This window comes from Chromobacterium sp. LK11, from assembly GCF_001043705.1.
GTDB classification, from domain to species: domain Bacteria; phylum Pseudomonadota; class Gammaproteobacteria; order Burkholderiales; family Chromobacteriaceae; genus Chromobacterium; species Chromobacterium alkanivorans.
Window position 1 is genome coordinate 26162 of record NZ_LDUR01000005.1, and the last position, 25996, is coordinate 52157.

At 68.6% G+C, this 25996-nt stretch carries 24 protein-coding genes; 10 read left to right on the forward strand and 14 right to left on the reverse strand.

Annotated features, from left to right (window positions below):
- The first annotated feature begins 6 nt into the window (after positions 1-6).
- The 4 genes from VK98_RS03075 to VK98_RS03090 all read left to right on the forward strand — a co-directional run bounded on the left by VK98_RS03075 (position 7) and on the right by VK98_RS03090 (position 4502).
- Positions 7-984, forward strand: a complete 978-nt coding sequence (locus VK98_RS03075) for a helix-turn-helix domain-containing protein (RefSeq protein ID WP_048412642.1) — start codon at positions 7-9, stop codon at positions 982-984.
- A 148-nt stretch (positions 985-1132) separates the two neighbouring features.
- Positions 1133-2356 carry an MFS transporter gene (locus VK98_RS03080; RefSeq protein WP_048412643.1) on the forward strand — a complete coding sequence of 408 codons (1224 nt, stop codon included), beginning with the start codon at positions 1133-1135 and terminating at the stop codon, positions 2354-2356.
- Between the two features lie 62 nt (positions 2357-2418).
- Positions 2419-3312 (forward strand): transporter, encoded by an 894-nt coding sequence (locus VK98_RS03085; protein WP_048412644.1) that lies wholly within the window; start codon positions 2419-2421, stop codon positions 3310-3312.
- A gap of 302 nt (positions 3313-3614) precedes the next feature.
- Positions 3615-4502: a DMT family transporter gene (locus VK98_RS03090; RefSeq protein ID WP_048412645.1), complete on the forward strand. Its 888-nt coding sequence runs from the start codon at positions 3615-3617 to the stop codon at positions 4500-4502.
- Between the two features lie 70 nt (positions 4503-4572).
- Here VK98_RS03090 and VK98_RS03095 read toward each other — a convergent pair whose 3' ends face one another.
- The 11 genes from VK98_RS03095 to VK98_RS03145 form a co-directional block, all read right to left on the reverse strand.
- Positions 4573-6156 carry a GMC family oxidoreductase gene (locus tag VK98_RS03095; RefSeq protein WP_048412646.1) on the reverse strand — a complete coding sequence of 528 codons (1584 nt, stop codon included), beginning with the start codon at positions 6154-6156 and terminating at the stop codon, positions 4573-4575.
- A 133-nt stretch (positions 6157-6289) separates the two neighbouring features.
- Complete coding sequence (locus tag VK98_RS03100) at positions 6290-7207, reverse strand: p-hydroxyphenylacetate 3-hydroxylase reductase component (RefSeq protein WP_048412647.1); 918 nt, start codon at positions 7205-7207, stop codon at positions 6290-6292.
- 68 nt (positions 7208-7275) lie between these two features.
- The gene (locus VK98_RS03105) at positions 7276-8445 is read right to left on the reverse strand and encodes a p-hydroxyphenylacetate 3-hydroxylase oxygenase component (protein WP_048412648.1); all 1170 of its coding nucleotides are present in this window, start codon (positions 8443-8445) and stop codon (positions 7276-7278) included.
- Between the two features lie 288 nt (positions 8446-8733).
- A complete protein-coding gene (locus tag VK98_RS03110) occupies positions 8734-10119 on the reverse strand; it encodes an MFS transporter (protein ID WP_048412649.1) in 1386 nt (461 codons plus the stop codon).
- Positions 10120-10189: 70 nt separating this feature from the next.
- Complete coding sequence (hpaI, locus tag VK98_RS03115; RefSeq protein WP_048412650.1) at positions 10190-10993, reverse strand: 4-hydroxy-2-oxoheptanedioate aldolase; 804 nt, start codon at positions 10991-10993, stop codon at positions 10190-10192.
- 19 nt (positions 10994-11012) lie between these two features.
- Positions 11013-11816 (reverse strand): 2-oxo-hept-4-ene-1,7-dioate hydratase, encoded by an 804-nt coding sequence (gene hpaH / locus VK98_RS03120; protein WP_048412651.1) that lies wholly within the window; start codon positions 11814-11816, stop codon positions 11013-11015.
- A gap of 9 nt (positions 11817-11825) precedes the next feature.
- The gene (locus tag VK98_RS03125; protein ID WP_048412652.1) at positions 11826-12215 is read right to left on the reverse strand and encodes a 5-carboxymethyl-2-hydroxymuconate Delta-isomerase; all 390 of its coding nucleotides are present in this window, start codon (positions 12213-12215) and stop codon (positions 11826-11828) included.
- Positions 12196-13080: a 3,4-dihydroxyphenylacetate 2,3-dioxygenase gene (hpaD, locus tag VK98_RS03130; protein WP_048412653.1), complete on the reverse strand. Its 885-nt coding sequence runs from the start codon at positions 13078-13080 to the stop codon at positions 12196-12198. Before hpaD ends, VK98_RS03125 begins: the two co-directional genes overlap by 20 nt.
- Positions 13081-13167: 87 nt before the next feature.
- Positions 13168-14637, reverse strand: a complete 1470-nt coding sequence (gene hpaE / locus VK98_RS03135; protein ID WP_048412654.1) for a 5-carboxymethyl-2-hydroxymuconate semialdehyde dehydrogenase — start codon at positions 14635-14637, stop codon at positions 13168-13170.
- A gap of 9 nt (positions 14638-14646) precedes the next feature.
- On the reverse strand, positions 14647-15417 hold the full coding sequence (locus VK98_RS03140; protein ID WP_048412655.1) for a fumarylacetoacetate hydrolase family protein: 771 nt from the start codon (positions 15415-15417) through the stop codon (positions 14647-14649).
- Complete coding sequence (locus VK98_RS03145; RefSeq protein ID WP_048412656.1) at positions 15414-16085, reverse strand: fumarylacetoacetate hydrolase family protein; 672 nt, start codon at positions 16083-16085, stop codon at positions 15414-15416. The genes VK98_RS03140 and VK98_RS03145 overlap by 4 nt, the downstream gene beginning before the upstream one ends.
- A gap of 254 nt (positions 16086-16339) precedes the next feature.
- Between VK98_RS03145 and hpaA the strand changes: the two genes are divergently transcribed.
- Positions 16340-17242 (forward strand): 4-hydroxyphenylacetate catabolism regulatory protein HpaA, encoded by a 903-nt coding sequence (gene hpaA / locus VK98_RS03150; RefSeq protein ID WP_048412657.1) that lies wholly within the window; start codon positions 16340-16342, stop codon positions 17240-17242.
- A gap of 11 nt (positions 17243-17253) precedes the next feature.
- On the opposite strand, the gene VK98_RS03155 is transcribed toward hpaA, so the two are convergent.
- Complete coding sequence (locus VK98_RS03155) at positions 17254-18261, reverse strand: helix-turn-helix domain-containing protein (protein ID WP_048412658.1); 1008 nt, start codon at positions 18259-18261, stop codon at positions 17254-17256.
- A gap of 284 nt (positions 18262-18545) precedes the next feature.
- Here VK98_RS03155 and VK98_RS03160 point away from each other — a divergent pair, with 284 nt between their 5' ends.
- The 4 genes from VK98_RS03160 to VK98_RS03175 all read left to right on the forward strand — a co-directional run bounded on the left by VK98_RS03160 (position 18546) and on the right by VK98_RS03175 (position 23592).
- On the forward strand, positions 18546-20045 hold the full coding sequence (locus VK98_RS03160; protein WP_048412673.1) for an aldehyde dehydrogenase: 1500 nt from the start codon (positions 18546-18548) through the stop codon (positions 20043-20045).
- A gap of 37 nt (positions 20046-20082) precedes the next feature.
- On the forward strand, positions 20083-21414 hold the full coding sequence (locus tag VK98_RS03165) for an aspartate aminotransferase family protein (RefSeq protein ID WP_048412659.1): 1332 nt from the start codon (positions 20083-20085) through the stop codon (positions 21412-21414).
- A 101-nt stretch (positions 21415-21515) separates the two neighbouring features.
- Positions 21516-23021, forward strand: coding sequence for an APC family permease (locus VK98_RS03170; protein ID WP_048412660.1), 1506 nt, complete (start codon positions 21516-21518; stop codon positions 23019-23021).
- The gene (locus VK98_RS03175; protein WP_048412661.1) at positions 23002-23592 is read left to right on the forward strand and encodes a DUF3156 family protein; all 591 of its coding nucleotides are present in this window, start codon (positions 23002-23004) and stop codon (positions 23590-23592) included. The genes VK98_RS03170 and VK98_RS03175 overlap by 20 nt, the downstream gene beginning before the upstream one ends.
- A 166-nt stretch (positions 23593-23758) precedes the next feature.
- Here VK98_RS03175 and hpaR read toward each other — a convergent pair whose 3' ends face one another.
- Positions 23759-24199, reverse strand: a complete 441-nt coding sequence (gene hpaR, locus VK98_RS03180) for a homoprotocatechuate degradation operon regulator HpaR (RefSeq protein WP_048412662.1) — start codon at positions 24197-24199, stop codon at positions 23759-23761.
- Between the two features lie 133 nt (positions 24200-24332).
- Between hpaR and VK98_RS03185 the strand changes: the two genes are divergently transcribed.
- Positions 24333-25127, forward strand: a complete 795-nt coding sequence (locus VK98_RS03185) for an SDR family NAD(P)-dependent oxidoreductase (protein WP_048412663.1) — start codon at positions 24333-24335, stop codon at positions 25125-25127.
- A gap of 16 nt (positions 25128-25143) precedes the next feature.
- Here the strand turns inward: VK98_RS03185 and VK98_RS03190 are convergent, their stop codons facing one another.
- Complete coding sequence (locus VK98_RS03190) at positions 25144-25968, reverse strand: MoaF C-terminal domain-containing protein (protein WP_048412664.1); 825 nt, start codon at positions 25966-25968, stop codon at positions 25144-25146.
- Between the last annotated feature and the right edge of the window lie 28 nt (positions 25969-25996).

Below are 25996 nucleotides of genomic sequence, written 5' to 3' on the forward strand. Positions count from 1 at the left end.
CCCGCCATGGACACGCGTTACGCCGGCGACATTCATCTTTCCACCCGCCAGGCGGCGGACGGCGACAAGCTGGATTTCTGGCTGAGCGAGGTGGACCGCCTATTGGTCCGGGTGGAGTGCGACCGCCGTCCGGAAGAGCGGCTGGAGGCTTCGCTGGACTGGCGGGATTTCGGCCTGCTGCGCATGGCCACGATACGGGCCAACCAGCACGCGGTGACGCGCAGCGGGCATAGCCTGAGCCGGGACGGCCGAGACTCCATCTTCGCCTGTTTGATGCTGCAGGGGCAGGGCTTCAGCCATCAGGGCGTGGAGTGCGCCCGCCACGGCCCGGGCGATGTGGTGCTGTACGATACCGCCCGCCCTTACGGCCACGGCTTTCCGGCCGATATGGCGATGGCGGTGCTGGACATTCCGCGGTCCTTGTTCCAGGAGCAGGTGGGGGTGTGGAACGAGCGCGGCCTGGTGCGCATCGAGCGCGCCGCCGGCATGGACGCCTTGGCCGCCCATCGCCTGCTCAGCGGCGGCGAGGCCGCGCGGCGGCATCTGGCCAGCCAGTTGCTGGAATGGCTGCATTCCTTGTGGAGCGCGCGCCTGGGCCTGCCTGCCTCCCGTTCCACCTTGTGCAGCCTGTGGCGGGCCAAGGCTTATATCGAGCGGCATCTGGCCGAGGACGATCTGGATTGCGAGCGCATCAGCCGCGCGGTGGGGGTGTCCGCGCGTCAGCTGGCCCGCATCTTCGAGCAGGAGGGCGAGTCGGTGACGCGCCACCTGTGGGGCCGCCGGCTGGAACGCTGCCGCGTGGACCTGGCCGATCCGGCCTTGCGCCATTTATCGGTGAGTGAGCTGGCTTTCCGCTGGGGCTTCAACCACATCGCCCATTTTTGCCGCAGTTACAAACGCCGTTACGGCGAAACGCCGAGTCAGACCCGGGCCGAGGCCTTGGCCGCGCGCGTCCTTCCCAGACAACAAGACTGTCCTCATTAGGCAAATTTCGCGCTCTCCCCATCGTTAGAGTGGACGGGTTCGCCGCGCTGTCGAGCGCGACGGACGCCCACCTAATAATGAGGAGACACCATCATGCGCACATCAACGGGCGGCCGCGCGCGCGCCGCTTGCGAAAGAGAGGCCCGCCATGCGCCTCTCTTATGAAAACAAACTGCTGGCCATCCTGGCGCTGAGTTTCGGCTTCGTGTTTTTCGACCGGCTGGCGCTGTCCTTTTTATTCCCCTTCATGGCGGCCGAGCTGCGCTTGAGCCCCGCGCACCTGGGCATGCTGGCGTCGGCGCTGGCGCTGACCTGGTCGCTGTCCGGACTGGGCCTGGGCGCGTGGTCGGACCGGCGCGGCGTGAAGAAGCCGATGCTGGTGGCGGCGGTGCTGGCGTTCTCGCTGTTTTCCGCCGCCTCCGGTCTGGTGGCCGGCTTTCTGTCCTTGCTGTTGTTCCGCGCGCTGATGGGCGTGGCCGAAGGACCGGTGCTGCCCATTTCCCAGTCGCTGCTGGCGGCGGCGTCCACGCCGGCGCGGCGCGGTTTCAATATGGGCATCGTCAACGGCTCCGCGCCTGGCTTGCTGGGCGCGGTGCTGGGGCCGCCGCTGCTGGTGGCGCTGGCCGAATCCTACGGCTGGCGCGCCGCCTTCTACCTGTCCTGCCTGCCCGGCCTGCTGATCGCCTGGCTGGCGTGGCGGCATGTGCGCGAGCCGGCGCCCGCGCCGGCGTCGGCCGGTCGGGGCGGCGGCTTCGTCCAGCTGCTGGGCGAGCGCAACATTCTGCTGTGCGTGCTGATAGCCTGCAGTTACATCACCTGGTTCATCATCCTGATCTCGTTCACGCCCACCTTTCTGATCCAGGTCAAGGGCATGAGTCCGCAGGCGATGGGGGCGGTGATGAGCAGCCTGGGCTTCGCCTGGGTGGCGTGGGGCGCGCTGGTGCCGGCGATTTCTGACCGTATCGGCCGCAAGCCGGCGATGGTGGCGTTTTCCCTGATCGCCGCCTGCTGCCCGCTGGTGTTGTTGGAGGTGGACCGCATGGCCTGGCTGCTGCCGCTGGTCTTTCTCAGCTACACCGGCTTGGGCTGCTTCACCCTGTTCATGGCCACGATTCCGGCGGAAACCGTGTCGCCGCGGCGCATCGCCACCGCGCTGGGCATGATCATGGGGGTGGGCGAGCTGGCCGGCGGTTTCGTCGCGCCCACGGTGGCGGGCTTCGCCGCCGATCGCTACGGCCTGTCCATCGTGATGTGGATCGCCATGGTCGGCGCCTTGTTGCCGGCGCTGCTGTCGCTGGGCCTGCGCGAAACCGCGCCGCTGCGGCTGAGGCCGCGCGGGGCCGCGCTGGAAGCCGAACGGGCGCTGCGCTGAGCCGCCATTCTCATTGCGCGTCCCGCCGCGATGGGACGTCGCCCTCCATGACGGGGAATATCATGCACAAAAAATGGATCAAGGCGCTGGCCGGGCTGTCGGCGGCGCTGGCCTGCGCGACGGCGCAAGCCACCCAGTCCGGCGCGGACACCATAGGCGCCGGCGCCGAGGGTTTTCTCGCCGGCGCCTTGCCGCCGGCCGGCTGGTACGGCGTGTTCTACTACACCCATTACCAGGCCAACCGTTTCAACGACGACGCCGGCAACGCCGCCGTGCCGGGCTTCAAACTGCGCGCCGACGTGCTGGTGCCGCGCTTGCTGTACATGTCGGACCGGACGCTGTGGGGCGGGCGGCTGGGCGGTTTCGCGCTGGCGCCGCTGGCCAGCCTGAGCCTGGACGCCGGCGGCGCGCACGACAGCCGCAGCGGCCTGGGCGACGCGGTGCTGGGGCCGGTGTTGGCCTGGGGCGACGCCGGGCCGCTGCACACGGCGCTGGCGGCCGACATCGTGTTGCCCACCGGCGGCTACGAGCGCGATCGGATGTTGAACCTGGGGGCCAATCATTATTCGCTGCGGCCGGTGTTCGCCTTTTCCTATCTGCCGGCGTCCGGCTGGGAGCTGTCGTCCAAGATCAGCTACACCTTCAACGGCAAGAATCGCGACATCGATTACCAGTCCGGCCAGCAGTTCCACTTCGATTACTCGCTGAGCTACGCGGCCGGCCCGGCCTGGCGGCTGGGCTTGAACGGCTATTTCATCAAGCAGACCACGGACGACACCCAGTATGGCCGGGCGGTGGCGGGCAACGGCTTTCGCGGCCAGGTTTTCGCCGTCGGCCCCGCCGTGCGCTACCAGTTCGACAAGGCCGGTCTGGAACTGAGGTGGCTGCAGGAGTTCGCGGCGCGCAACCGGCCGGAAGGCAGCGCCTTGTGGCTCAAACTGGTGGCGCCGCTGTAGCGGGAGGGCGGTTTGTCGCCGACACGGCCGGGCGCTCGCGCCCGGTTTTTCTTGGCGGATCCACGCTTCTGCGCGTACTCGTCTTCAGTTTCTGCTTTGGCTTCTTCTTCGTTCTTTCTTCACCGGGCCGTCATCGAGATGCCGCATGATTGGGATTCTTGTGCAATCCCGCTGCGCTTCCCGCCCCGCGATGAAGTCCGGACGACCGCTGCCCGCCGGTCCCAAATTCGCCATAGGGAGCAAGTTGATAGCCTATTGCGCGTCTCCCCCGCACGTTGTCGCTTAGTTGGAAAGAAAAATCCATGAGTAAGCTTGATCCACGCCGTCACAGACAAGGATGGGAAATCGCGCTGATTTTAGTCACTGTCTTATGGGGGTGGTCGTTTGTCGCTATTCACGATGCGCTGAACCATCTAAGCGACTCGGCGTTTAACGCCTACCGGTTTCTCATTGCCGCGATGGCGATGTGGATCGTGGCGCGGGTAAAAGGGAGTCGATTCTCGCGGCAGGATGTTTTCGGAGGAGTCGCCGCTGGAGTCGCGCTATACCTGGCCTTCTTTTTCCAAACCAAAGGCTTGGCTTACACCACGGCTTCCAATGCCAGTTTTATTACGGGCTTGGCCGTTGTCTTTACCCCCTTGTTCGCTTATTGGCTGTTAAAGGTGCGCCCGGAAAAACGTCAGCTATTAGGCGCAGCCGCGGCGACGATTGGGCTTGCTTTGCTGACCTTGAAAAATCTGGCCATTCATTGGGGAGATATGCTGGTTGTGCTCTGTGCGGTTTCCTTCGCTTTGCACATCGTTGTTTTGTCCAAGGTCAGCAAAACAGCGCGGGTATTAAACATCGCCTTTGTCCAGGTCGCGGTCGTGGGAGGCTTGTCCTTGCTGCAGTCATTGGCCTTGAATGAGTTTGCGGTGCCCTTTCGAAGCGAGACGATTGCCGCGATTCTTACTATCGCCCTCTTGGGAACGGCAGTCGGTTTTTATGTGCAGACTCGGGCTCAAGTGGCTTCCTCGCCCAATCGAATCGCATTGATCATTGTGCTGGAACCGCTGTTTGGCGGTGTTTTTGCTTATTTTTTGGCCGGCGACCGCTTGTCGCCTTTGAATTTACTGGGGGCGGGGCTGATTATTCTGGGCATGCTGATCACGGAGTTTCATTTGAAGGCAAGCCGCGCCGGAGCGGATTAACCCTTCGCTGCGCGGCTTGGATGGCTCCATCCCCGCCGTCGCAGGAGCTTGAAACGAAGGCGGGGGGCGCTTACTGACCGGAAAGCATGAACTCCGCGCAGCGCTCGGCGATCATCACCACCGGCGCGTTGGTGTTGCCGGAGACGATGTTGGGCATCACCGAGGCGTCGCAGACGCGCAGGCCGGCCACGCCGTTGACGCGCAGCCGCGGGTCCACCACCGCGTCGGCGTCGCCGCCCATGCGGCAGGTGCCGGCCGGGTGGTAGACGGTTTTGGCGAACTGGCGAATGTGCTGTTCCAGCAGCGCGTCGTCGGCGTCCTCGGCCGGCGAGGGCAGCAGCTCCTCGGCGATCAGCCTGCGCATCGACGGCGCCCGCAGGATGCGGCGCGCCAGCTTGACGCCGCGCAACAGGCCGGCGAGGTCCTCGGCCTCGCGCAGCGCGCCGCTGTCGAAGCGCAGCGGCGCGGCCGGGTCGGCGCCGGCCAGCGCGACGCTGCCGCGCGATTTGGGGCGCAGCAGGCAGGGATTGATGGAAATGCCGTGGCCGGGCAGCGGTTCGCGGTCCACGTCGCCCACCAGGGTGGGCAGCACGTGGAACTGGATGTCCGGCCGGCCGCCGCCGGCGGTGTCGACGAAGCCGCCGGACTCCACCACGTTGGAGCTGAGCAAGCCGGTGCGGAACAGCTGCCATTGCAGGCCGTGGCGCAGCGCGGCCAGGCCGCGGTCCTGGCCCAGCAGGCTGATGGGCGCGCGCGTCCGGCCGTAGACCGACACTTCCAGGTGGTCCTGGTAATTGGCGCCCACCGCCGGCGCGTCGCGCAGCACGGCGACGCCGTGTTCGCGCAGCTGGGCGGCCGGGCCGACGCCGGACAGCATCAGCAGCTTGGGGCTGGACAGCGCGCCGGCGCAGAGCACGATTTCCGCCGCGGCGCGCGCGCGCTGGACGCCGCCGGCGTCGCGCCATTCCACCTGACAGGCGCGATGGCCGTCGAACAGGATTTTCTGCACGTAGCAGCCGGTGCGCAGGTCCAGACCGGGCCGTTGCCGGACCGCGGCCAGATAGGTGGCCGCGGTGCTGCCGCGCTGTCCGTCGACGGTGGTGGTGTGGTAGAAGCCGACGCCGGCCTGATGGCGGCCGTTGAAGTCGTCGTTGTAGGCCAGGCCGGTTTCCTGCGCGCCCTGGACGAAGGCCAGGCTCAGCGGATGACGGTAGCGGGTGTCGCTGACTGTCAGCGGGCCGTCCACGCCGTGATAGGGCTCGGACAGGCGCATATGGCTTTCCGCCTTCTTGAAGGCGGGCAGCACTTGGGCCCAATCCCAGCCCGCGCAGCCTTGGACGGCCCAGTCGTCGTAGTCGGCGGCCTGGCCGCGGATATAGACCATGGCGTTGACCGAGCTGCCGCCGCCCAGGGTGCGGCCCTGCGGGACGTGGATGCGTCTGCCGGCGGCTTCCGGCTGCGGTTCGCTGCGGTAGGTGACGGTGCGTTCGCTGCCCAGCACCTTGATGAAGGCGGCCGGCATGCGGATGTAGGGGTTGTCGTCCGGCGGGCCGTCTTCCAGCAGCAGCACGCGCTTGCCGGCTTCTATCAGCCTGTGGGTCAGCACGCAGCCGGCGGAGCCGGCTCCGATGAGGATGTAGTCGTAGTCGCGCATGGTGTCTCCCTTGTTGTCGCGCCGCCCTCCGACTGAGGATGGGCGGCCGCTCCAGCATAGGGCGGCCGCGCGCGGCGGCCTTGACCGGGAAGGCCCCGGGTCTTGACCGCCGCGGACGCGGGAGGGGGGCGGCTCAGGTCTGGCGGATCAAGGCGCGCAGCGCGCGCTTGCAGGCGGCCAGATCCTGAGCGTCCAGGCCGGCCTGCATGTCTTGCTGCTGTCGCTGGGCGACGCGCCATAGCGTGGCGGCCTGTTCGCGGCCGGCCGCGCTGAGGCGGTAGCCGTCCGCGTCGCGCGTCAGCAGGCCCTTGCGCAGCAGTTCCGCTTCCGCCAGTTCCAGCTCTCCCGGCGGCAGCGCCGCCTCGCGTTGCAGCGCGCAGGCGTCAAGGCCGGGCTGTTGTTCCAGCACCAGCAGCACCCGCGCTTCGCCGCCGCCCAGGCCGGCGGCGAGCTGGCGCGGCCGGTAGCTGGCCTGGTAGGCCTGCAGCGCCTGGGTCAGCAGATAGAGCAGGTTGTCGCCCAGCCAGCCGGGCAGCGGTTCCGCAGCCTCCGGCCGGCCGCGCGGCAGCGCGGCGGCGTACATGCCCTGGTGGTAGAGCAGCGGCGCGGCGCCGCCGTCGTCGAAGGCTTCTACCAGACCCAGCAGTATCCAGTGGTCGCCGCCGTCCAGCCGCTGGTGCAGCCGACAGTGGAAGCGGGCGGCGCAGCCGTCGAGCAGCGGCGCGCCGCCGCGGCCGGTTTCCGGCGTCAGGCCGGCGAATTTGTCGGCGGCGGCGCGGGCGAAGCGGTTGGACAGTTCGATCTGGTCGGCGGCCAGCACGTGGACGACGAAGTGGCCGGCCTGGTCGAACACCGCGTTGCTGGCGGAGCGTTTGTCCAGGCTCCACAGCACCAGCGGCGGGTCCAGCGAGACGGAGTTGAAGCTGTTGGCGGTGACGCCGGCGCGTTCGCCGTCCGGCGCGGAGGCGGTGACGACGGTGACGCCGGTGGCGAAGTTGCCGAGCGCGCGGCGCAGCGCGCGCGCGTCGTGGGCAGGGGCGGGTGCGTTCATGGCGTGTCCTCAAGGCCGCCCGGCGCAGGGGCCGGCGCGGCGCGGGTGGGAGCGGGAGGAGGCGGGGTTCAAACCATGCTGGGGTCCGGCTCCAGGCCCAGCAGCGAACGGCCGAGGATCTGGGCGCAGACGTCGTAGTCGGTGTAGGCGTGGGCGCCGGTCATGTGGGAGTCGCGGAACAGCCGCTGCGCCTCGTTTTCCAGCCGCCAGCAATTGCCGCCCATGGATTCGAACAGGCGGTCCACCGCCTGGATGCACATCTTCACCGCGTAGGCCTGGTTGGTGCGCCAGAAGGCCAGCGTCTCCGCCGTGGGATAGCGCTTGGCCGCGCCGTGCTCGGCGTGATCGCGCCAGCTGGCTTCCAGCAAGGCGCGCGCGGCCAGCACCTGGTGGGTAGATTCGGCCAGCCGCATATAGGCGGGCAGCGCGGCGCCCACCTGAGCGCCGGTGTAGGCGCGGATGCGGTTGCGGCTGCGCTCCTTGAACACTTGCAGCATGCGCTCGGCCACGCCCAGGCTGATGGCGGCGAAGCCGCTGGCGAAGTAGGGCCGGTACGGCGCGTAGAAGATCTTGCTGTCCGGGTAGAGGCCGAAGCCGGAGGAGCGGCCTTCCATCATGTCCTTGGCCGCCTCGATCCGGTGTTCCGGCACGAAGACCTTGTCCACCAGCAGCGTCTTGGTGCCGCTGCCCTGCATGCCGGCGGCGTGCCAGTCGTCGCGGATTTGATAGTCGGCGCGCGGCACTACGCCGAAGCAGTATTGCGGCTCGCCGTCCGGGCCCGGGCGGCGGAAGCCCAGTATCGCCCATTCGGCGTGGTCGCAGCCGCTGCTCCAGCCCATTTCGCCGCTGAGCAGCACACCGCCGTCCGCGGCTTCGGCCCGGCCCAGCGGCGCGATGCTGCTGCTGGCGGTGGCGTCGCTGTCTTCGCCCCAGACTTCCTCTTGCAGCCGGGCGGAGAACAGCGCGATCTGGTGGCTGTGAGTGGCCAGCAGGCTGGCGGCCCAGGCGGTGCTGGCGCAGGCGCCGGCCAGCGCCGCCACGCAGTCGGCGAACTCCGGCAGGCTGATCTCCAGACCGCCGTATTTCTTGGGTTGGAAGGCGCGGTGAAAGCTCATGCCTTTCAGCAGGGCGATGTTTTCCGCCGGCACGGTGCGCTCGCGTTCCGCCCGCTCCGCGTTGGCGGCGATGGCGGGCAGGACGGGGAGCAGGGTTTCCAGCAAGGGGTTGGGGTGGCGCATGACGGTCTCCTTTGTGTTTGACGACGCTGAAACCCGTTCAATGTCTGCTGCGCTGAGTGAGACTTGGCGCGCCGAGCACGCTTGCGGAACGCTCGTACGTCAGCTGGCCGAAACCGCTGTCTCGGCCGCCGGGCCTTGTCTCGCTTTTGCTCGCCAGCCTTTGAACAGGCTCAGTGGCTATCCGCGCCTTGAGTGGGCGCTTTAATAATGAACACATTCATCGAATTTGCATTATGGATAGCGACGCCATGCGCTGGAATGCATCTTTCAAGCTGTCTTAGGTACTTTTCATGGCATTTCGGCGCGCACGCCGGCGGCGGCTGGCGCATGCCAGCGTATCGGCGACGCGGCCTGTTCGGCTTCGTGCTCCGGTCCCAGCGGGATGTTGCTGCGGTCGCGCAGCAGCAGCGCGGAGGCGAGGCCGATCAGGGTCATGCCGCCCAGGTAGGCGGTCACCGCGGCGGTGGAGCCGGTTTGGGCGATCAGCGCCTTGGCTATCATCGGCGCGAAGGCGCCGCCCAGGATGGCGCCCAGCGCGTAGGAGATGGACACGCCGGAGAAGCGCACCGAGGCGGGGAACAGCTCGGCGTAGAACGCCGATTGCGCGCCATAGGTCAGGCCGGTGCCGACGGACAGCCAGCACAGCGCCAGCAGCACCGCCGGCAGGCTGGCGCTGTTGACCAGCGGGAACAGGGTCAGCACGCCGGCCAGCTGCACGCCGAAGCCGACGAGGTAGACGCGGCGGCGGCCGATGCGGTCAGACCAGACGCCGGCCAGCCAGGTGAAGGCCATCCAGCAGGCGGAGGCGAAGGCGACGGCCAGCAGCACCGGGGTGCGTTCCATGCGCAGCGCGCCGGCGGGGTCGGTGGTGTAGTTCTGGATGAAGCCGCCGGTGGTCATGTAGCCGACGGCGCTGTTGCCGGCGAACACCAGCGCGGCCAGCAGCACCAGCGGCGCGTGGCGGCGGAACAGGTCCAGCACCGGGGTGCGCGAGCTGGCCTTGCGCGCCTTGATTTCCTCGAATACCGGGCTTTCCTCCACCGAACGGCGCACCCACTGGCCGATGAACAGCAGTACGACGCTGAACAAAAAGGGCACGCGCCAGCCCCATTCCAGGAAGGCGTCGCCGGGGGAGATCACCCCGCTCATCAGCGCGAACACGCCGGAAGCCAGCAGCAGGCCCAGCGGCACGCCTATCTGCGGGAAGGCGCCGTAGCGGCCGCGCTGGCCGGGCGGCGCGTGTTCCACCGCCATCAGCACCGCGCCGCCCCATTCGCCGCCGGCGGAAATGCCTTGCAGGATGCGCAGCAGGATCAGCGCCAGCGGCGCCAGCAGGCCGGCGGACTCATACGTGGGCAGCGCGCCGATCAGCGCGGTGGAGGCGCCCATCAGCACCAGGGTCAGCACCAGCATCGCGCGCCGGCCCAGGCGGTCGCCGTAGTGGCCGGCGAGGAAGGCGCCCAGCGGCCGGAACAGGAAGCTGACGCCGACGGAGGCGAAGGCGATCAGGGTGGCGAAGCGCTCGCCGGCCGGGGTGAAGAACAGTTTGTTGAACACCAGGCCGGCGGCGCTGGCGTAGATGAAGAAGTCGTACCACTCGATGGCGGTGCCGATCACGGTGGCGTAGGCGACTTTGCGCTGGTTGGCGCTGGGGCGGGCGGGGGAATGGCTCATCTTGGGTTCTCCTCTAGGGGGAGCCGAATCGGCTTCGGGCGGCGTCTTGTTGTTGTATGGCCGCCGCGGCTCAGTAGGCGGACGGGGGCGGCGGCTGGCCGGGCGCGTCGTGACGGAAGGCCGCCGCCAGCGCTTCGGCGCGGCGCGCCAGCAGGGTGGTGTCGACGCCGACGGCGACGAAGTTGGCGCCCAGCTCCAGCAAACGGCGCGCTTCGGCCTCGTTGGCCATCAGAATGCCGGCGGCCTTGCCCTGGGCGCGGATGCGGAGGATGGCGTCGTCCATCGCCGCGCGCACGTTCGGGTGGTCCGGCCGCCCCGGGTGGCCCATGTCGGCGGCCAGGTCGGCCGGGCCGATGAAGACGCCGTCCACGCCGTCGGTGGCGGCGATGGCGTCCAGCGCGGCCAGGGCCTGGCGGGTTTCCACCTGGGCCAGCACGCAGATTTCGCTGTCGGCCCGCGTCAGATAGTCCGGCACGCGGTTCCAGCGCGAGGCGCGCGCCAGCGCGCTGCCCACGCCGCGGACGCCGCGCGGAGGGTAGCGGGTGGCGGCCACCGCCCGCGCCGCCTCGTCCGCGTTTTGCACCATGGGCAGCATCAGCGTTTGCGCGCCGATGTCCAGCAACTGCTTGATGCGCACCGGGTCGTTGCTGACGGCGCGCACCACCGGGTGGCTGGGATAGGGCGCGATGGCTTGCAGTTGCCGCAGCACGTCGTTCAGTTCATTGGGCGCGTGTTCGCCGTCTATCAGCAGCCAGTCGAAGCCGGCTCCGGCCAGCAGTTCGGCGCTGTAGGGGCTGGCCAGGCCCAGCCACAGGCCGATCTGGCGGCGGCCGGCGCACAGCGCGGCCTTGAAGGGGTTGGCGGGGAGTTGCATGGCGGTTCCTTGGACGGGCTTAGACGAAGCGGCAGCTGATCGCGCCCAGCGGGCCGTAGTCGACGTGGAAGGTGTCGCCGGCGCGCGCCGGCACCGGCCGGGTGAAGGAGCCGGCCAGAATCACCTGGCCGGCCTTGAGTTCGACGTCGAACGGCGAGAGCTTGTTGGCCAGCCAGGCCACGCCGTTGGCTGGGTGGTTGAGCACCGCGGCGGCGACGCCGGATTCCTCGATCACGCCGTTGCGGTACATCATCGCCGCCACCCAGCGCAGGTCCAGTTCGCGCGGCCGCACCGGCCGGCCGCCCATCACCACGCCGGCGTTGGCGGCGTTGTCGGCGATGGTGTCGAACACCTTGCGCGGGCGCTGGCTGTCCGGGTCTATGGACTGGCTGCGCGCGTCGATGATTTCCAGCGCCGGGATCACGTAGTCGGCGGCGTCGTAGACGTCGAACAGGGTGGCGCCGGGGCCGGACAGCGGGCGGCCCAGGATGAAGGCCAGCTCCACCTCCACCCGCGGCACGATGAAGCGCGAGGTCGGGATGTCGGCGCCGTCGTTGAAGAACATATCGTCCAGCAGCGCGCCGTAGTCCGGCTCGTTTATCTGCGAGGACATCTGCATCGCGCGCGAGGTCAGGCCTATCTTGTGGCCTTTGAGCTTGCGGCCTTCCGCCAGCTTCATCTCCACCCAGCAGCGCTGGATGGCGTAGGCGTCCTCGATGGTGATCTCGGGGTGGTCCAGCGAGAGCTGGCGGATCTGTTTGCGCTCCCGTTCGGCGTCGTGCAGGCGGCGCGCGGCGGCGCGAATCTGGTCTTGGCTCAGCATGCGGGCTCCTCAGGAGGGCTGGCGGAAACGTTGGTGCACATTGTTGTGCTTGAAGTTGAGCGTGGCGGACAGCTCGGTCAGCTCGAAGCTGAGCGCCAGGTAGCGCTGGGCGAACAGCGGTTCGAAGTGGCGCTGGATCAGCGCGAACACCTGCTCGGCGGCGGCGCGGCGCTGGGCCTCGCTGCGGCCGCTGCCGATCTGCAAGGTGCAGTGGACGAAGGCGTAGTCGGCTTCGCCGTCCGCCATGCGCCAGGTGTCCAGCCAGTGGGCGCGGCTGCGGATGCCGGCCAGCGGAAACAGGCCGCTGGCGGCCAGACAGTCGTGCACCTGGCGGAACAGGCCGGGCAGGTCGGCCTGCTCGCGCAGATTGTCGGTGCATTCAGCGATGAAGTGCGGCACGACGCTCTCCCTGGGGTTCCACCGGCAGCACCGCGTTGATCTGGCCGGTGCCGGAACTGCCGAAGTAGGGGGTGATGATTTCGGCGCGGCCGCGGTAGCCGTCCCAGCCCAGCGCGCCCAGCAACATCGCGGTGTCGTGCATGAAGCCCTCGCCGTGGCACTTCTCGGCGTACTCCGGCAGCATGTCGCAGAAGGTTTTCCAGTCGCCGTCCCGCCACATGGCGATGACCTCCTGGTCCATGCTTTCCAGGAAGGGGCTCCAGGCCTTGTGCAGGTATTGGTCCGCGGTGCCGTTCTGGGCGAAGCGGTGCGACAGCGAGCCGCTGGCGAAGAAAGCGACGCGGCCGTCGTAATCGCGCTCCACCGCCTCGCGCATCGCCGCGCCCAGCCGCGCGCTGTCGGCCAGATCGTGCACCGTGCACAGCGCGGCCACCGACACCACCTTGAAATGCCGGTCGGCGTTCATGTAGCGCATCGGCACCAGGGTGCCGTATTCCAGCGGCAGCGTGGTGGCGTCGTGGGCGCGGGTGTGCACGCCGGCGGCGGTGGCGGCCTCGGCCAGCAGCTTGCCCAGCGCGGGGTTGCCCGGGTAGGCGTAGGGCATGTTCTTGATGAAGTGAGGCAGTTCGTTGCTGGTGTACACGCCTTCGAAGGACGGCGCGCAGTTGACGTGGTAGCCGGAGTTGACCAACCAGTGGGTGTCGAACACCACGATGGTGTCGACGCCCAGCTCGCGGCAGCGGCGGCTGATTTCCTTGTGGCCGTCGATCGCCGCCTGGCGGCAGCCTTGATGCGGGCCGGGCAGTTCCGACAGATACATGGACGGCACATGCGTGATCTTGGCCGCCAGGGCTAGGGTTCCCATTGCGTTCTCCTTTGTGCTGCGCGGGCGCGGCGCCCGCGTTCAAGTCCGTTTGCGGAAGCGGCCGTCTCGGCGGCCTTGGCTTGCTTGTCAGTGGCTTTCCACGCCCCAGCGCGGGATGAAATGGCTGCCCATGGACACGCAGACGTTTTTCACCTCGGCGAAGGCCTCGAAGCTGTATTCGCCGCCTTCGCGGCCGACGCCGGAGGCCTTGACGCCGCCGAAGGGCTGGCGCAGATCGCGCACGTTCTGACTGTTGACGAAGACCATGCCGGCCTCGATGCCGCGCGCCAGCCGGTGGGCCTTGCCGATGTCCTGGGTCCAGATGTAGGAGGCCAGGCCGTAGTCGACGTCGTTGGCCAGCCGCAACGCCTCGGCCTCGTCGTGAAAGCGCAGCAGGCAGGCCACCGGGCCGAAGATTTCCTCCTGGGCGATGCGCATGCGGTTGTCGACGTCGGCGAACACGGTGGGGCGGATGAAGTGACCGGAAGCCAGCGCCTCCGGCAGGCCGGCCGGACGTTCCAGGCCGCCGGCCGTCAGCCGCGCGCCTTCTTCCAGGCCGATGCGGATATAGCCGGTGACCTTGTCGTAATGCTGGCGGGTGATCATCGAACCCACCTGGGTGTCGGGGTTCTGCGGATCGCCGACGATCAGCCGCTGGGCGCGGGCGGAGAATTCGGCGACGAAGCGATCGTAGATGCCGTTTTGCACGAAGATGCGGCTGCCGGCGGTGCAGCGTTCGCCGTTGAGGGAGAAGATGGTGAACAGCGCGGCGTCCAGCGCGCGCTCGAAGTCGGCGTCGTCGAACACCAGCACCGGCGATTTGCCGCCCAGCTCCATCGAGTATTTCTTCAGGCCGGCGTTCTGCATGATGCGCCGCCCGGTGGCGGTGCCGCCGGTGAAGGACACCGCGCGCACGTCCGGATGGCTGACCAGGGCCTCGCCGGCGTCGGCGCCGTAGCCCTGCACCACGTTGAACACGCCGGGCGGGATGCCGGCCTCCAGCGCCAGCCGGCCCAGCTCGTTGGCGGTCAGCGGCGACAGTTCGGACATCTTCAGCACCGCGGTGTTGCCCAGCGCCAGGCAGGGCGCGGTCTTCCAGGTGGCGGTCATGAAGGGCACGTTCCACGGCGACACCAGCGCGCACACGCCCACCGGCTGGTACAGCGTGTAGTTGAGCATCTGATCGTCCACCGGATAGCTGTGGCCGTTCATGCGGGTGCAGACTTCGGCGAAGAAGTCGAAGTTGTGCGAGGCGCGCGGGATCAGCACATTGCGGGTCTGGTGGATGGGCAGACCGGTGTCCAGGGTTTCCAGTTCCGCCAGCCGCGGCACTTCGCGCTGTATCAGTTCGCCCAGCTTGCGCATCAGCCGCGCGCGTTCCTTGGCCGGGGTGGCCGCCCACTTGGGAAAGGCCGCCTTGGCGGCGGCCACCGCCAGATTGACTTCCTCGGCGCCGCCGGCGGCCACTTCTCCCAGCGCTTCGCCAGTGGCCGGGTTGTAGTTGACGAAGCTGTCCCGGCTGGCCACTTCGCGGCCGTCTATCCAGTGTTTGATCATGGGGTTTCCTTATTCCGCGTTCCGGCGCGCGAGCCAGTCCGCTTCGCTGATGATGTGATTGACCAGGCGGCCCACGCCTTCCACCTCCACCGTCACCTCGTCGCCGGGGCGCACGTCGGACAGGCCTTGCGGGGTGCCGGTGGCGATCATGTCGCCCGGCTGCAGCGTCATGAAGGCGGACAGGTATTCGATCAGGAAGGGGATGTCGAACACCATGTCGCGGGTATTGCCGCTTTGCACGCGGCGGCCGTTGACGTAGGTAACCAGCTCCAGCGCGTGCGGGTCGGGCACCTCGTCGCGGTCCACCAGCCACGGGCCGATAGGGGTCAGGCCGTCGCGGTTTTTCACCCGCAGATTGGGCCGGTAGTAGTTTTCCAGGTAGTCGCGCACCGCGTAGTCGTTGCACACGGTGTAGCCGGCGACGTAGTCCATCGCCTGGGCGCGCTTGACCTTGCGCGCGGTCTTGCCTATCACCGCCACCAGTTCGCACTCGTAGTGCATATATTCAACATTGTCCGGACGCATCGAGCGTTGCCGGTGGCCGGTCAGCGTGGCCGGGGTCTTCAGGAACACCAGCGGTTCGCTGGGCGGCTTGAAATCCAGTTCGGTGGCGTGGTCGGCGTAGTTGAGGCCCAGCGCGAACAGCGTGCCCTGGCACGGCGGCAGCCATTCCGCCTCGGTTTCGTCCAGGCGGCGGCCGTCCGGCAGCAAGAGCGCGCCGTCGGCGTCGGCTTGCGCGCGCCAGGTTCGGCCCTGGTAGCGGATGCGGGCTTGTCTCATCGGATGTCCTCCTCGGCCGCGACGGTGTTTTCCAGCCGGCCTATGCCGTCTATTTCCACCGCCACGGTGTCGCCCGGCCGCAGCCGCGCGCCGCGCGGCGGGGTGGCCACGATCAGCAGGTCGCCGGCGTACAGGGTCAGGAACTGGCTGACGTCGGCGATCAGCTGGGCGACGCCGCGCAGCCAGTCGGCGCTGTCGTTGGTTTCGGCCAGCGCGCCGTTGACGTAGGTGCGCACCTGCACCCGCTGCGGGTCGATGGAGTCGGGGCCGGCCTCGGGACCGACGGGGCAGAAGCCGTCGCGGCATTTGGCCTGGATCGCCGGCCGGTAGAAGCTGGTTTCGGCCAGGCTGACCTCGTTGACCACCGCGTAGCCGCCGACATGGGACAGCGCGTCGGCGGCGCTGACGCGGCAGGCGTCGCGGGCGATGCGCACGCCCAGCGCGCCGCCGGCGTAGACGGCGTCGGCGTCGGCGGGAAAGGGAATCGGCGCGCCGGCGGCGCTGACGGTGTTGCGCGGCTTGACGAACAGCACCGGCGCCCGCGGCGGACGCTGATAGGGCGGCTGTTCGTACTCCGCCGCCAGCGCCGCCTGCAGACGGCGGTGGTTGAGCGCCGCGCCGTAGATGGCCGCCGGCCGCTCGTTTGCGGCGTCTAGGACAAGGCTCATGCTTAACTCCTTGTTATTGAATGAATTGCCGTTGTTCAAATATTCATTAACATGTTAAAGTTTATAACGATGACGGCGGGCCGCTGTCAATGTTTATCCATGCTGCGTTGCGGGCTAACCCGCGAGAAGCCGCGCTTGAGCGGCGGCGGCCCGGGCGGCCGATCCGGCGCTGAGCCCTGAGCGGCGGCCTTTTGGCGAGGTTGGGCGGCGAGGGCGGCCGACTATGGCGAAAATGTCACAAGGGAGGGACGGCGATGAGCAGAAACCCGCGCGGCCTGGGCGCGCGCATACCCAATATCGACATCGGCAAGGCCTACGACAGCCCTTACGAGTCCGTCGACATCCATTGCGAATCCTTTGGGCGGCTGGCGGCCTTTTTCGGCCGCAATATGCCGGTGCACCGGCACGATCGCTTTTTGCAATTGCACTATCTCGCCAGCGGCGACATTCGGCTGCAGCTGGAGGAGGATCATTACCAGGCGCGCGCGCCGCTGTTGTTCCTGACCCCGCCGACGGTGCCGCACGCCTTCATCACCGGGCCGGAAGCCGACGGCCAGGTGCTGACCTTGCGCCAGGAGCTGGTGCGAGGCTGGCTGGCGGAGGCGGGGCCAGACGCGCTGAGCGCGCCGTTCTGCGTGGAACTGGCCGAGGTGCCGGCGGAATGGGTCGATATGGCGCGGCGCCTGCCCGAGCGGCTGGCCCAGCTGCAGCGGGAGAGCGAGGCGCAGGCGCCGGGCGCGGAACTGGCGCGGCAAGCCCTGGCCCAGCTGGTGCTGGTGGACGTGCTGCGGCTGTCCGGCCTGCCGGGGCCGCGGCAGGGGCCGCGCCGCGACGAGTGGCGGCTCTACCACCGTTTCAACGGCTTGATCGAGGCGCACTACAGAGAACACTGGAGCCTGGACCGCTACGCGGCCGAACTGGGCGTCAGCGAGGCGCGGCTCAACGACGTGTGCCGCCGGCTGGCGGACCTGCCGTCCAAGCGGCTGGCGCACGACAGGCTGTTGCAGGAAGCCAAGCGTCTGCTGATCTACTCCGCCGCCTCGGTGCACGCCATCGCCTACGACCTGGGCTTCAAGGACCCGGCTTATTTTTCCCGCTTCTTTCAGCGCCTGGCGGGGCGTTCGCCCAGCGACTACCGCGCGCGCCGGCAGTCCTGAATCCGCGCGGCCTAGTTCGTCGTGTCGTTGACCGCCTCCAGGCCGCGCGCGCCGGGAGGCGCGTCCAGGTGAGCCAGCGCGCGGGCGCGGGTGTGGGACGGCGCTTCGCCGAACAGCTTGCGGTAATCGCCGGCGAAATGGCCCAGGTGGTAAAAGCCCCAGGCGCCGGCGGCGTCGCGCACGCCGTGGCCGGGCCGCGTCGGGTTCAGCAGCATCCGGCGCACCGCGTTCAGGCGGATGGAGCGCAGATAATCGACCGGAGTGGTGTCCGCCACCAGCTGAAAGCTGTTTTGCAGCGTGCGGCGGCTGACGCGCAGCCGGCTGCACAACTCCAGCACCGTCACCGGCTCGTCCGGCTTGGCCAGCGCCAGCGCCTGGCTGCGCCGGACGATGTCGCAATGGGTGGCGAAGGTCAGGTTGCCGCGGCGCTCGCCCAGCGCGCCGTCCGCCAGCGCGTCTTGCAACAGGTCCAGCAACTGGTGCTGGATCACTTTCTGGTTGCCGGCGTAGGACAGTAGCGCCGGGTCCAGCAAAGCCTGTTCGAACACGCCGTTCAGCAGCGCGCGCAGCGCCGCCAGCGCGGCCGGCCGGGCCGGGAACACCGGCGTCTTGCCGCGGGCCTCGCGCAGCGGGCGGCACAGCGCCGGCGTCAACTCGGCCAGGTCCTCGTAAGGCACCGACACCTGGACCGAGTCCGCGCCCGGCGGCAGATGGAACACGAAGTCCTCGCCGCCGCGCAGCGCCATCAGGGCGTTGTCGGGCACGGCCACGCCTTGCAGGCTCAGCGGCGACGGCGCGCGGATAGGCAGCGCGAAATGGATCATGCCGCCGGGCGCGCGCCCTTGCTGCACCACGCGCTGGTTGAAGCTCTCGCGGAAAATGTCCAGACGCGCGGTGCGCACCCGGCTCAAGGTGCTGCGGAAGCGGCCGCCGCTGATCTGGCTGTACAGCTGCTCCCAGCCGGGCAGGGCCTCGGCGTGCAGGTGGGCGTCGTCAAAACAACGGGCTGCGGCAATCATCTGCTTTCTCCGGTGGGTGGGGGTGGAGTCCGCCTGTTCTCAGTCCAGTTTCCTGGATTGCAAAATGATTAATATGTTATTCAAATCGAAATGTCCAGCCTTAGCAGCGCGGTTAGCTGTTGTTTTTGCTGAATGTTTCCATCTGGCGACATGCTGCGCCGCAACGCGAAGGGCCGGACCGCGCTTTGCCGATTTGGGATCAGCCGCGGCGGCGGCGCTGGGTATATTGGGCCATCGCCGGCCGCGCCGACGCGGCGGCAAGCTTGATCGAAAAGGAGACGCGGATGGATCAAAACCTGGTGCCGGTGCTGGAATCGGTGCGGACTTTTCTGGAACGGGAACACGGGCTGTGGATAGACGGCAAGCCGCGGGCGGCGCTGTCGGGCCGGCGCAAGGAGGTGCGCAATCCGGCCAGCGGCGCGGTGATCGCCAGCGTGGCGGACGGCGAGGCCGCCGATGTGGACGCGGCGGTGGCCAGCGCGCGGCGCGCCTTCGAATCCGGCGTCTGGTCCGGCCTGCGGCCGGCCGAGCGCGAGCGCGTCTTGTTGAAGCTGGCGGATTTGCTGGAGGCGAACGCCGAGGAACTGGCGCAGCTGGAAACGCTGAACCAGGGCAAGTCCATCCACCTGGCGCGGGCCATCGAGGTGGGCGGCTCCATCGAATACGTGCGCTATATGGCGGGCTGGGCCACCAAGATCACCGGCGAAACCCTGGACGTGTCGATTCCGGCGCCGCCGGGCGCGCGCTTCACCGCCTTCACCCGGCGCGAGCCGGTGGGCGTGGCCGCCGGCATCGCGCCGTGGAATTTCCCCTTGATGATCGCCTTGTGGAAAACGGTGCCGGCCTTGGCGGCCGGCTGCACGGCGGTGTTGAAGCCGGCCAGCGAGACGCCGTTGAGCGCGCTGCGCCTGGCGGAGCTGGCGCTGGAGGCAGGGGTGCCGCCGGGCGTCTTCAACGTGGTGACCGGGCGCGGCGAGGCGGCGGGCCGCGCGCTGGCCGGGCACCCGCTGATCGGCAAGGTCAGCTTCACCGGCTCCACCGAGGTGGGCAAGGCCGTAGGCCACGCCGCGCTGGACAATATGACCCGGCTGGCGCTGGAGCTGGGCGGCAAGAACCCGATGCTGGTGCTGGGCGACGCCGACATCGACCAGGCGGTGCGGGGCGCTTTGCTGGGCGGTTTTCTCAATCAGGGTCAGGTTTGCGCCGCCGCCTCGCGGCTGTACGTGCACCGCAGCAAATTCAATCTGTTCGCCGAGGCGCTGTCCGCCGCCGTCGCCGGCATGCGGCTGGGGCCGGGCATGGATCTGGACGCCCAGGTCAACCCGCTGGTGTCGCAGCGGCGGCAGCAGGCGGTGTGCCAGCTGATCGAGCGCGGCCGCGCCGCCGGCGCCCGCGTGCTGACCGGCGGCGGCGCCGCCGATTTGCCCGGCTATTTCGTGCGGCCGACGGTGATGACGGAGCTGGCGCCGGACAATCCGGTGGCGCGCGAGGAGGTGTTCGGCCCGGTGTTGGCGCTGATGTCTTTCGACGAGGTGGACGAGGCGGTGGCGCTGGCCAACGACACGCGCTACGGCCTGGCCGCCAGCGTGTGGACCAATGATTTGTCGGCGGCGCTGGACATCGTGCCGCGGCTGCAGGCGGGCACGGTCTGGGTCAACAGCCATATTCCGCTGGACCCGGGCATGCCCTTCGGCGGCTACAAGGAGTCCGGCCTGGGCCGCGAATTCGGCAAGGGCGCGGTGGAGAGCTTCACCGAGATCAAGTCGGTCTGCATCGCCCATTGAGCGCGGACGCGCTTCCACTTTGATTCAGGAGAAAGACATGTCTTACGACAAGGCCCGTTTCTGGCACCCGATGCTGCATCCCAACGCGATGAAAGAGCGGCAACCCATCCGCATCGTGCGCGGCGAGGGCTGCCATGTGTTCGACGATCAGGGCGGCAAGCTGGTGGACGGCGTGGCCGGGCTGTGGAACGTCAACGTTGGCCACAACCGCCCCGAAATCAAGCAGGCGATCACCCGGCAACTGGACGAACTGGAGTATTTCCAGCTGTTCGACGGCATTTCCCATCCGCGGGCGGAGGAGTTGTCCGCGCTGCTGATCGACATGCTGCGGCCGGAGGACATGGCGCGGGTGGTGTTCAGCTCCGGCGGCTCCGACGCGGTGGAAACCGCGCTCAAGCTGGCGCGCCAGTACTGGCGGCTCAAGGGCCAGCCGGACCGGGTCAAGTTCATCTCGCTGAAACAGGGTTACCACGGCACCCACTTCGGCGGCGGCTCGGTCAACGGCAACACGGTGTTCCGCCGCAACTACGAACCGCTGCTGCCCGGCTGCTTCCACGTGGAGACCCCGTGGCCCTACCGCAATCCGTTCACCGAAGATCCGGAGGAGCTGACCGAGATCTGCGCGCGGATGCTGGAGCGCGAAATCCTGTTCCAGAGCCCGGACACGGTGGCGGCCTTCATCGCCGAGCCCATCCAGGGCGCCGGCGGCGTCATCGTGCCGCCGGCCAGCTATTGGCCGCGGGTGCGCGAGGTGTGCGACCGCCACGGCGTGTTGTTGATCGCCGACGAGGTGGTCACCGGCTTCGGCCGCTCCGGCTCCATGTTCGGCAGCCGGCTGTGGGGGGTGAAGCCGGACCTGATGTGCCTGGCCAAAGGCATTTCCTCCGGCTATCTGCCGCTGGGCGCCACCGTGGTCAACCAGCGGGTGGCGGACGCTTTCGCCGCCAACGGCGACTTCGACGGCGTCATCATGCACGGCTACACCTACGCCGGCCACCCGGTGGCCTGCGCCGCCGCCCTCGCCAATCTGCGCATCGTGCAGGAGGAAGACCTGCCGGCCCGGGCGGCGGAAATGGGCGACTATCTGCTGGAGCGGCTGCGGCCGCTGGCCGAGCGTTACCCGGCGGTGGGCGAGGTGCGCGGCAAGGGCTTGATGCTGGCCCTGGACCTGGTCAAGGACAAGGCCAGCCGGGAGCCCATCGATCCGCAAAGCGGCTACGCCGACAAGGTGGCGGAGATCGCGCGCCGGGCCGGCGCGCTGGTGCGGCCGGTGGGCAGCAAGATCATCCTGTCGCCGCCGCTGGTGTTGCAGCGCGAGCACGCCGACGTCATCGCGTCGGCTTTGGAGGCCGGACTGGCCGAGGCCTGAGCGGGCCGGCCCGAACGGGGAGCGACCGGCCGCGCCGGCACGCCGCCAGGCTCGTGAAGAGCGGCGGCCGGCGCGACGACGGATGGAGAGGGAGGAGAAGCATGTCTGTAAGCGAACGTTTGAGCCGCAGCCTGAGCCGCGGCGTGGTGGGCTTTCCGGTGGCGCTGGCCAGCTCGGTGGGCGTGGTGATGGCCAGCCCGGTGATACTGACCGCCACCAGCGGTTTCGGCATGGCCGGCAGCACCTTCGCCTTGGCGATGCTGATCGCCTATCTGATGATGCAGGCGCAGGCCACCACTTTCGCCGAAGCGGCGGCGATGCTGCCGACTTCCGGCGCGGTCTACGATTACATCAGCGCCGGCCTGGGCCGCGGCCTGGCCATCGCCGGCACCCTGTCGGCCTATCTGCTGGTGCATGTGTTCGCCGGCACCGCCGAGACCATTCTGTCCGGCATCATGGCGCTGGTGAATTTCGATCACCTGAACACCATGCTGGAAAAGAGCGGCAGCGCCTGGATGGTGGGCGTGGGCCTGGTCATCGTTTTCGGCGCGCTCAACGCGCTGGGGGTGACGCTGTTCGGCAAGGCCGAGGTGGCGCTGACCTTCTGCATGTGGGCGACGCTGACGGTGTTTGGCGTGGCCGGCCTGCTGCACGCGCCGGCGGTGGATCTGGGCGGCTGGTTTGGCGCGCCGCTGCGGCTGGACGATCCCGGCCTGCTGCTCAGCCTGGTGGGCATGGCGATGTTCATGTTCGTCGGCGCGGAGCTGGTGACGCCGCTGGCGCCGGAGCTGCGCGATTCCGGACGCGCCATTCCGCGGGCCTTGAAGATAGGGCTCAGCGGCGTGGCCGTCACCATGCTGCTGTACGGCGCGGCCATGGTGCGGCAGGTGGCCAATACCCCGCTGGACCCGGCTCATCCCGACGGCCCGCGGCTGCTGGACACGCCGATGGCGCTGCCGGCCTTCGCCGAACGGGTGATGGGGCCGTTCGGCAAGATCTGGCTGGGGATAGGCTTGTTGCTGGCCGGCGCGGCGACGATCAACACCCTGATGGCGGCGCTGCCGCGCATCCTGTACGGCATGGCCCAGGACGGCGCCTTGCCGCGCTGCTTCGCCTATCTGCATCCGCGCTTCAACACGCCGTGGTGCGGCATCGCGGCGGCGGTTCTGATTCCCTGTGTCCACGCCTGGTTGATCCAGGGCGATCTGGACCGCATCATGCCTCTGGTGCTGGCGGCGGTCTGTTCCTGGGGCGTGGCCTATCTGCTGGTGACCCTGTCCGTGGTGAGGTTGCGGCTGACGCGGCCGGATTTCCCGCGCGCCTACCGCTCGCCGTGGTTTCCGCTGCCGCAGATAGGCTCCGCGCTGGGCATCGTGCTGGCGATCTGTTTCATCACCCCGCCCGGTATGCAGGCGCGCGACATCTACGTGCCCTTCGGCTGGATGCTGGGGCTGACCCTGCTGTACGCGCTGCTGTGGACCTTGCTGGTGCAAAAGGTCAACCCTTTCCGGCCGGTGCCGCTGGAGCAGATTCTGAACGCGCAGCGCGCGGGCGAGGACGACGAGGCCCTGCGGCGGGAGCTGGAACGTGTGGCCGCGGCTGGTTGAGGCCTGGCGCAGGCCGGACGGCTATCGCCCGGGCGCGATGTTGGCGCGGCTGAGCCTGGACTGGCCGGAGCTGGACGGCCTGGCCGCAGAAGCGGAGGAGGAGCGGCGCTTTCGGTTTCCGCACGGGGACTGGAGCTTTTCGGCGCGGGAGCGGGTGGAGGCCGGCTGGCTGGCGCATCTGGTGGCCTGCGAGTTCCGGCTGACAGTGCCGGGCGAGCCCGGCCGCGCGCGCATCCGCCTGCGTCACGGCGGCTTCTGGCGCCGCAGCGGCATCGTCGTCGACTTGCTGGACGGAGACGCCGCGGCGCTGGCGCCGTTGCTGGAGCGCCTGCGCTCGGACGCGGATCTGCGCACCGCCTTGTCGCCGCTGGACTTCAAGCGCTGCGAGCTGCTGGGCGGCCGGGACGGCTGGCAGGTGTGCCTGGAGCCTTACGGCGCCAGCGAGGTGGCCTGCCGTCTGCCGCCGCTGCGGCGCTACATCGGCCTGCGCGGAGTGCAGGGCCTGGCGCTGCTGGCCAGCCTGGCCGCCTGCCGCCGCGTCTTGCTGGCGGCGGAGGCGGGGCGGGCTTAGTCGGGAATGATCGTAAACAGGTTCTAAGAACCTGTTTACGATCTGCTGCGCGTTGGCGATACGGCGTTAAAAACCGCTTCGAAATGCTCATGTACCACTTGTACATTCCGCTTTCTCAGCGGTTTTCGCCTTGTCTCGCTCTTGCTCGCGAGATCGTAAACACGTTCTAAGACGGCGCGGGCAGGTTTTCCAGCTCGTCCAGCAAAGCCAGCAGGGCCTGCAGCTTGGCCGGGGAAAAATGGGCCTCGATCCGGCGGTAGCAGTCGTTGGACAAGGGGATGATGCTCTGGGTCAGCGTCATCGCGCGCTGGCTTGAGGAGACGATCAGGCGGCGATTGTCGTTCTGGGCGCGGTTGCGGTAGACCAGGCCGTCTCTTTCCATCCGAATCAGAATGCCGCTGAGGCTGGGCGGATGAATGCCGGCGCGCTGGGCGATGTCGCCGGCCTCCATGTCGCCGTGCTCCGCCAGCAGGCGCAAGACGCGCCATTGTTGTTCCGACAGCCCGTGGCGGCTTAGCACCGGCCGGAAGTAGCTCATCACCGCTTCGCGCGCGCGCAGCAGGCGTTGCGGCAGTTGATATTGACAGGGGCGTTGCGTGGGGGTCATGGCGGCTCCTTTGCTTCTAGTCGCGGAATGAGAACGGAGGCTGGGCTGTCTGGTTCATTAAATGAATATATTAACATAATGCCGACGCTTGCCGTCGGCGAGTTCGAGGAGCGTTAGCTCAAAGGAGGCTGCGATGTCTTTGCGCGATAAAACCATTGTGATCACCGGAGCGGGCTCCGGCATCGGCGCGGCCTGCGCGCGCCGTTTCGCCGCCGAGGGCGCGCGGCTGGCCCTGGTGGGGCGGCGGGCCGGTCCGTTGCTGGCGCTGGCGGAGGATACCGGCGGCCTGGCCTTGGCGGGGGACGCCGCCGACGCCGCGGCCTGGGAGGATTTCCTGGCGCGCATTCATGCGCGCTGGGGCCGGGTGGACGGGCTGGCGGCCTGCGCCGGCGGCCTGGGCCTGGGCGCGGCGCTGGAAACCGACGACGAGGCCTGGCGCGCCGCGATGCGCGCGAATCTGGACACCGCCTTCGTCAGCGCCCGCGCCTGCCTGCCGGACCTGATCTCGCAGGGCGGCAGCATGGTGTTGATGGCCTCCATCGCCGGGCTGGCGGCCGGGCCGCAAGCCTGCGGCTATGTGGTGGCCAAGCACGCCCTGCTGGGGCTGGCCCGCTCGCTGGCGCGCGACTACGGGCCGGCGGTGCGGGTGAACGCGCTGTGCCCGGGCTGGGTGCGCACGCCGATGGCGGACGAGGAGATGCGGCCGCTGATGGCGGCCCATGGCGAAGACCTGGACGCCGCCTACCGGCGCGTCACCGCCGACCTGCCTTTGCGCCGGCCGGCGACGCCGGCGGAGATCGCCGCGATCTGCCGCTTTCTGCTGTCCGACGAGGCCGCGATCGTCAGCGGCGCTTGCCTGACCGCCGACGGTGGCGCGATGGCGGTGGATGTGCCGACGCTGGCGTATTCGCGGCTGGAACGGGACTGAAGGCCGGCGCGGCGCTTCAAGCGCGAGTGTGGTTGACGATGCTGGCCTGCGCGCCCACCCGGAAGTTGCGGGCGGCGCCGAAGTCTCCGTCCTGATAGCCGAAGATCTTGCCGTCGGTGCGCATGCCTTCCAGGTCGATCAGGATCACGCCCAGGGTGGGAATGATCTTCTCGCGCCAGACGAACAAATACAGGCGCTCCGCCACTTGCAGGCAGTGGCAGCGGTCAACGTCGGCCAGCCCGCGCTCCACGCCTTCCAGGCAATGCCAGGCGTAGAAGCTGTCGTTCAGGTAGATGTGCTCGTAGCACTCGGTGGGGCTGTAGCGGTAGCGGTTGCGCATGCCGATCAAGTCGCGGCTGGGCGGATGCGGCGGGACGGCCGCGGCGGGCTGATCAAGCGCGCCGTGGAGGAATTCGACGTCCACGCCGGTCAGCTCCAGCTGGCGAGCCACCCGGTCGAAGGCGCAGATCCGCGCGGCGGCGGCGTCGGGCAAGTTGCCCCGGACCAGGGTGAAGCGGCGTTGCGCCAGGTCCAGGACCAGGCTGAGCGACAGCGCGGCCGGGCCCTGGTGACGGAAGTCGAGGAAGTAGACGCCGGGCCGCAAGGAGCTGGCGTGGCAGCCGTCTACGCCGGCCAGCGTCGAGGCCAGCCCCGGCCGGACGATGACGACGCGCGCGTCGCCGCCGGGCTCCAGCCGGCAATCCGCGGCGCTGTCGTCGTCGAAGCACAGCCGCAGGCTTTGACCGTCGAGTTCGGCGCAGCGGGGCAGGGTCAGGCTGTCGGGCGCGAAGCCGTCGGCCAGGGCGCCGACCTGGATGAACTCGGGGGTGGGATTGGACATGGGGCAGTTCCTTATCGGATGGACGGCG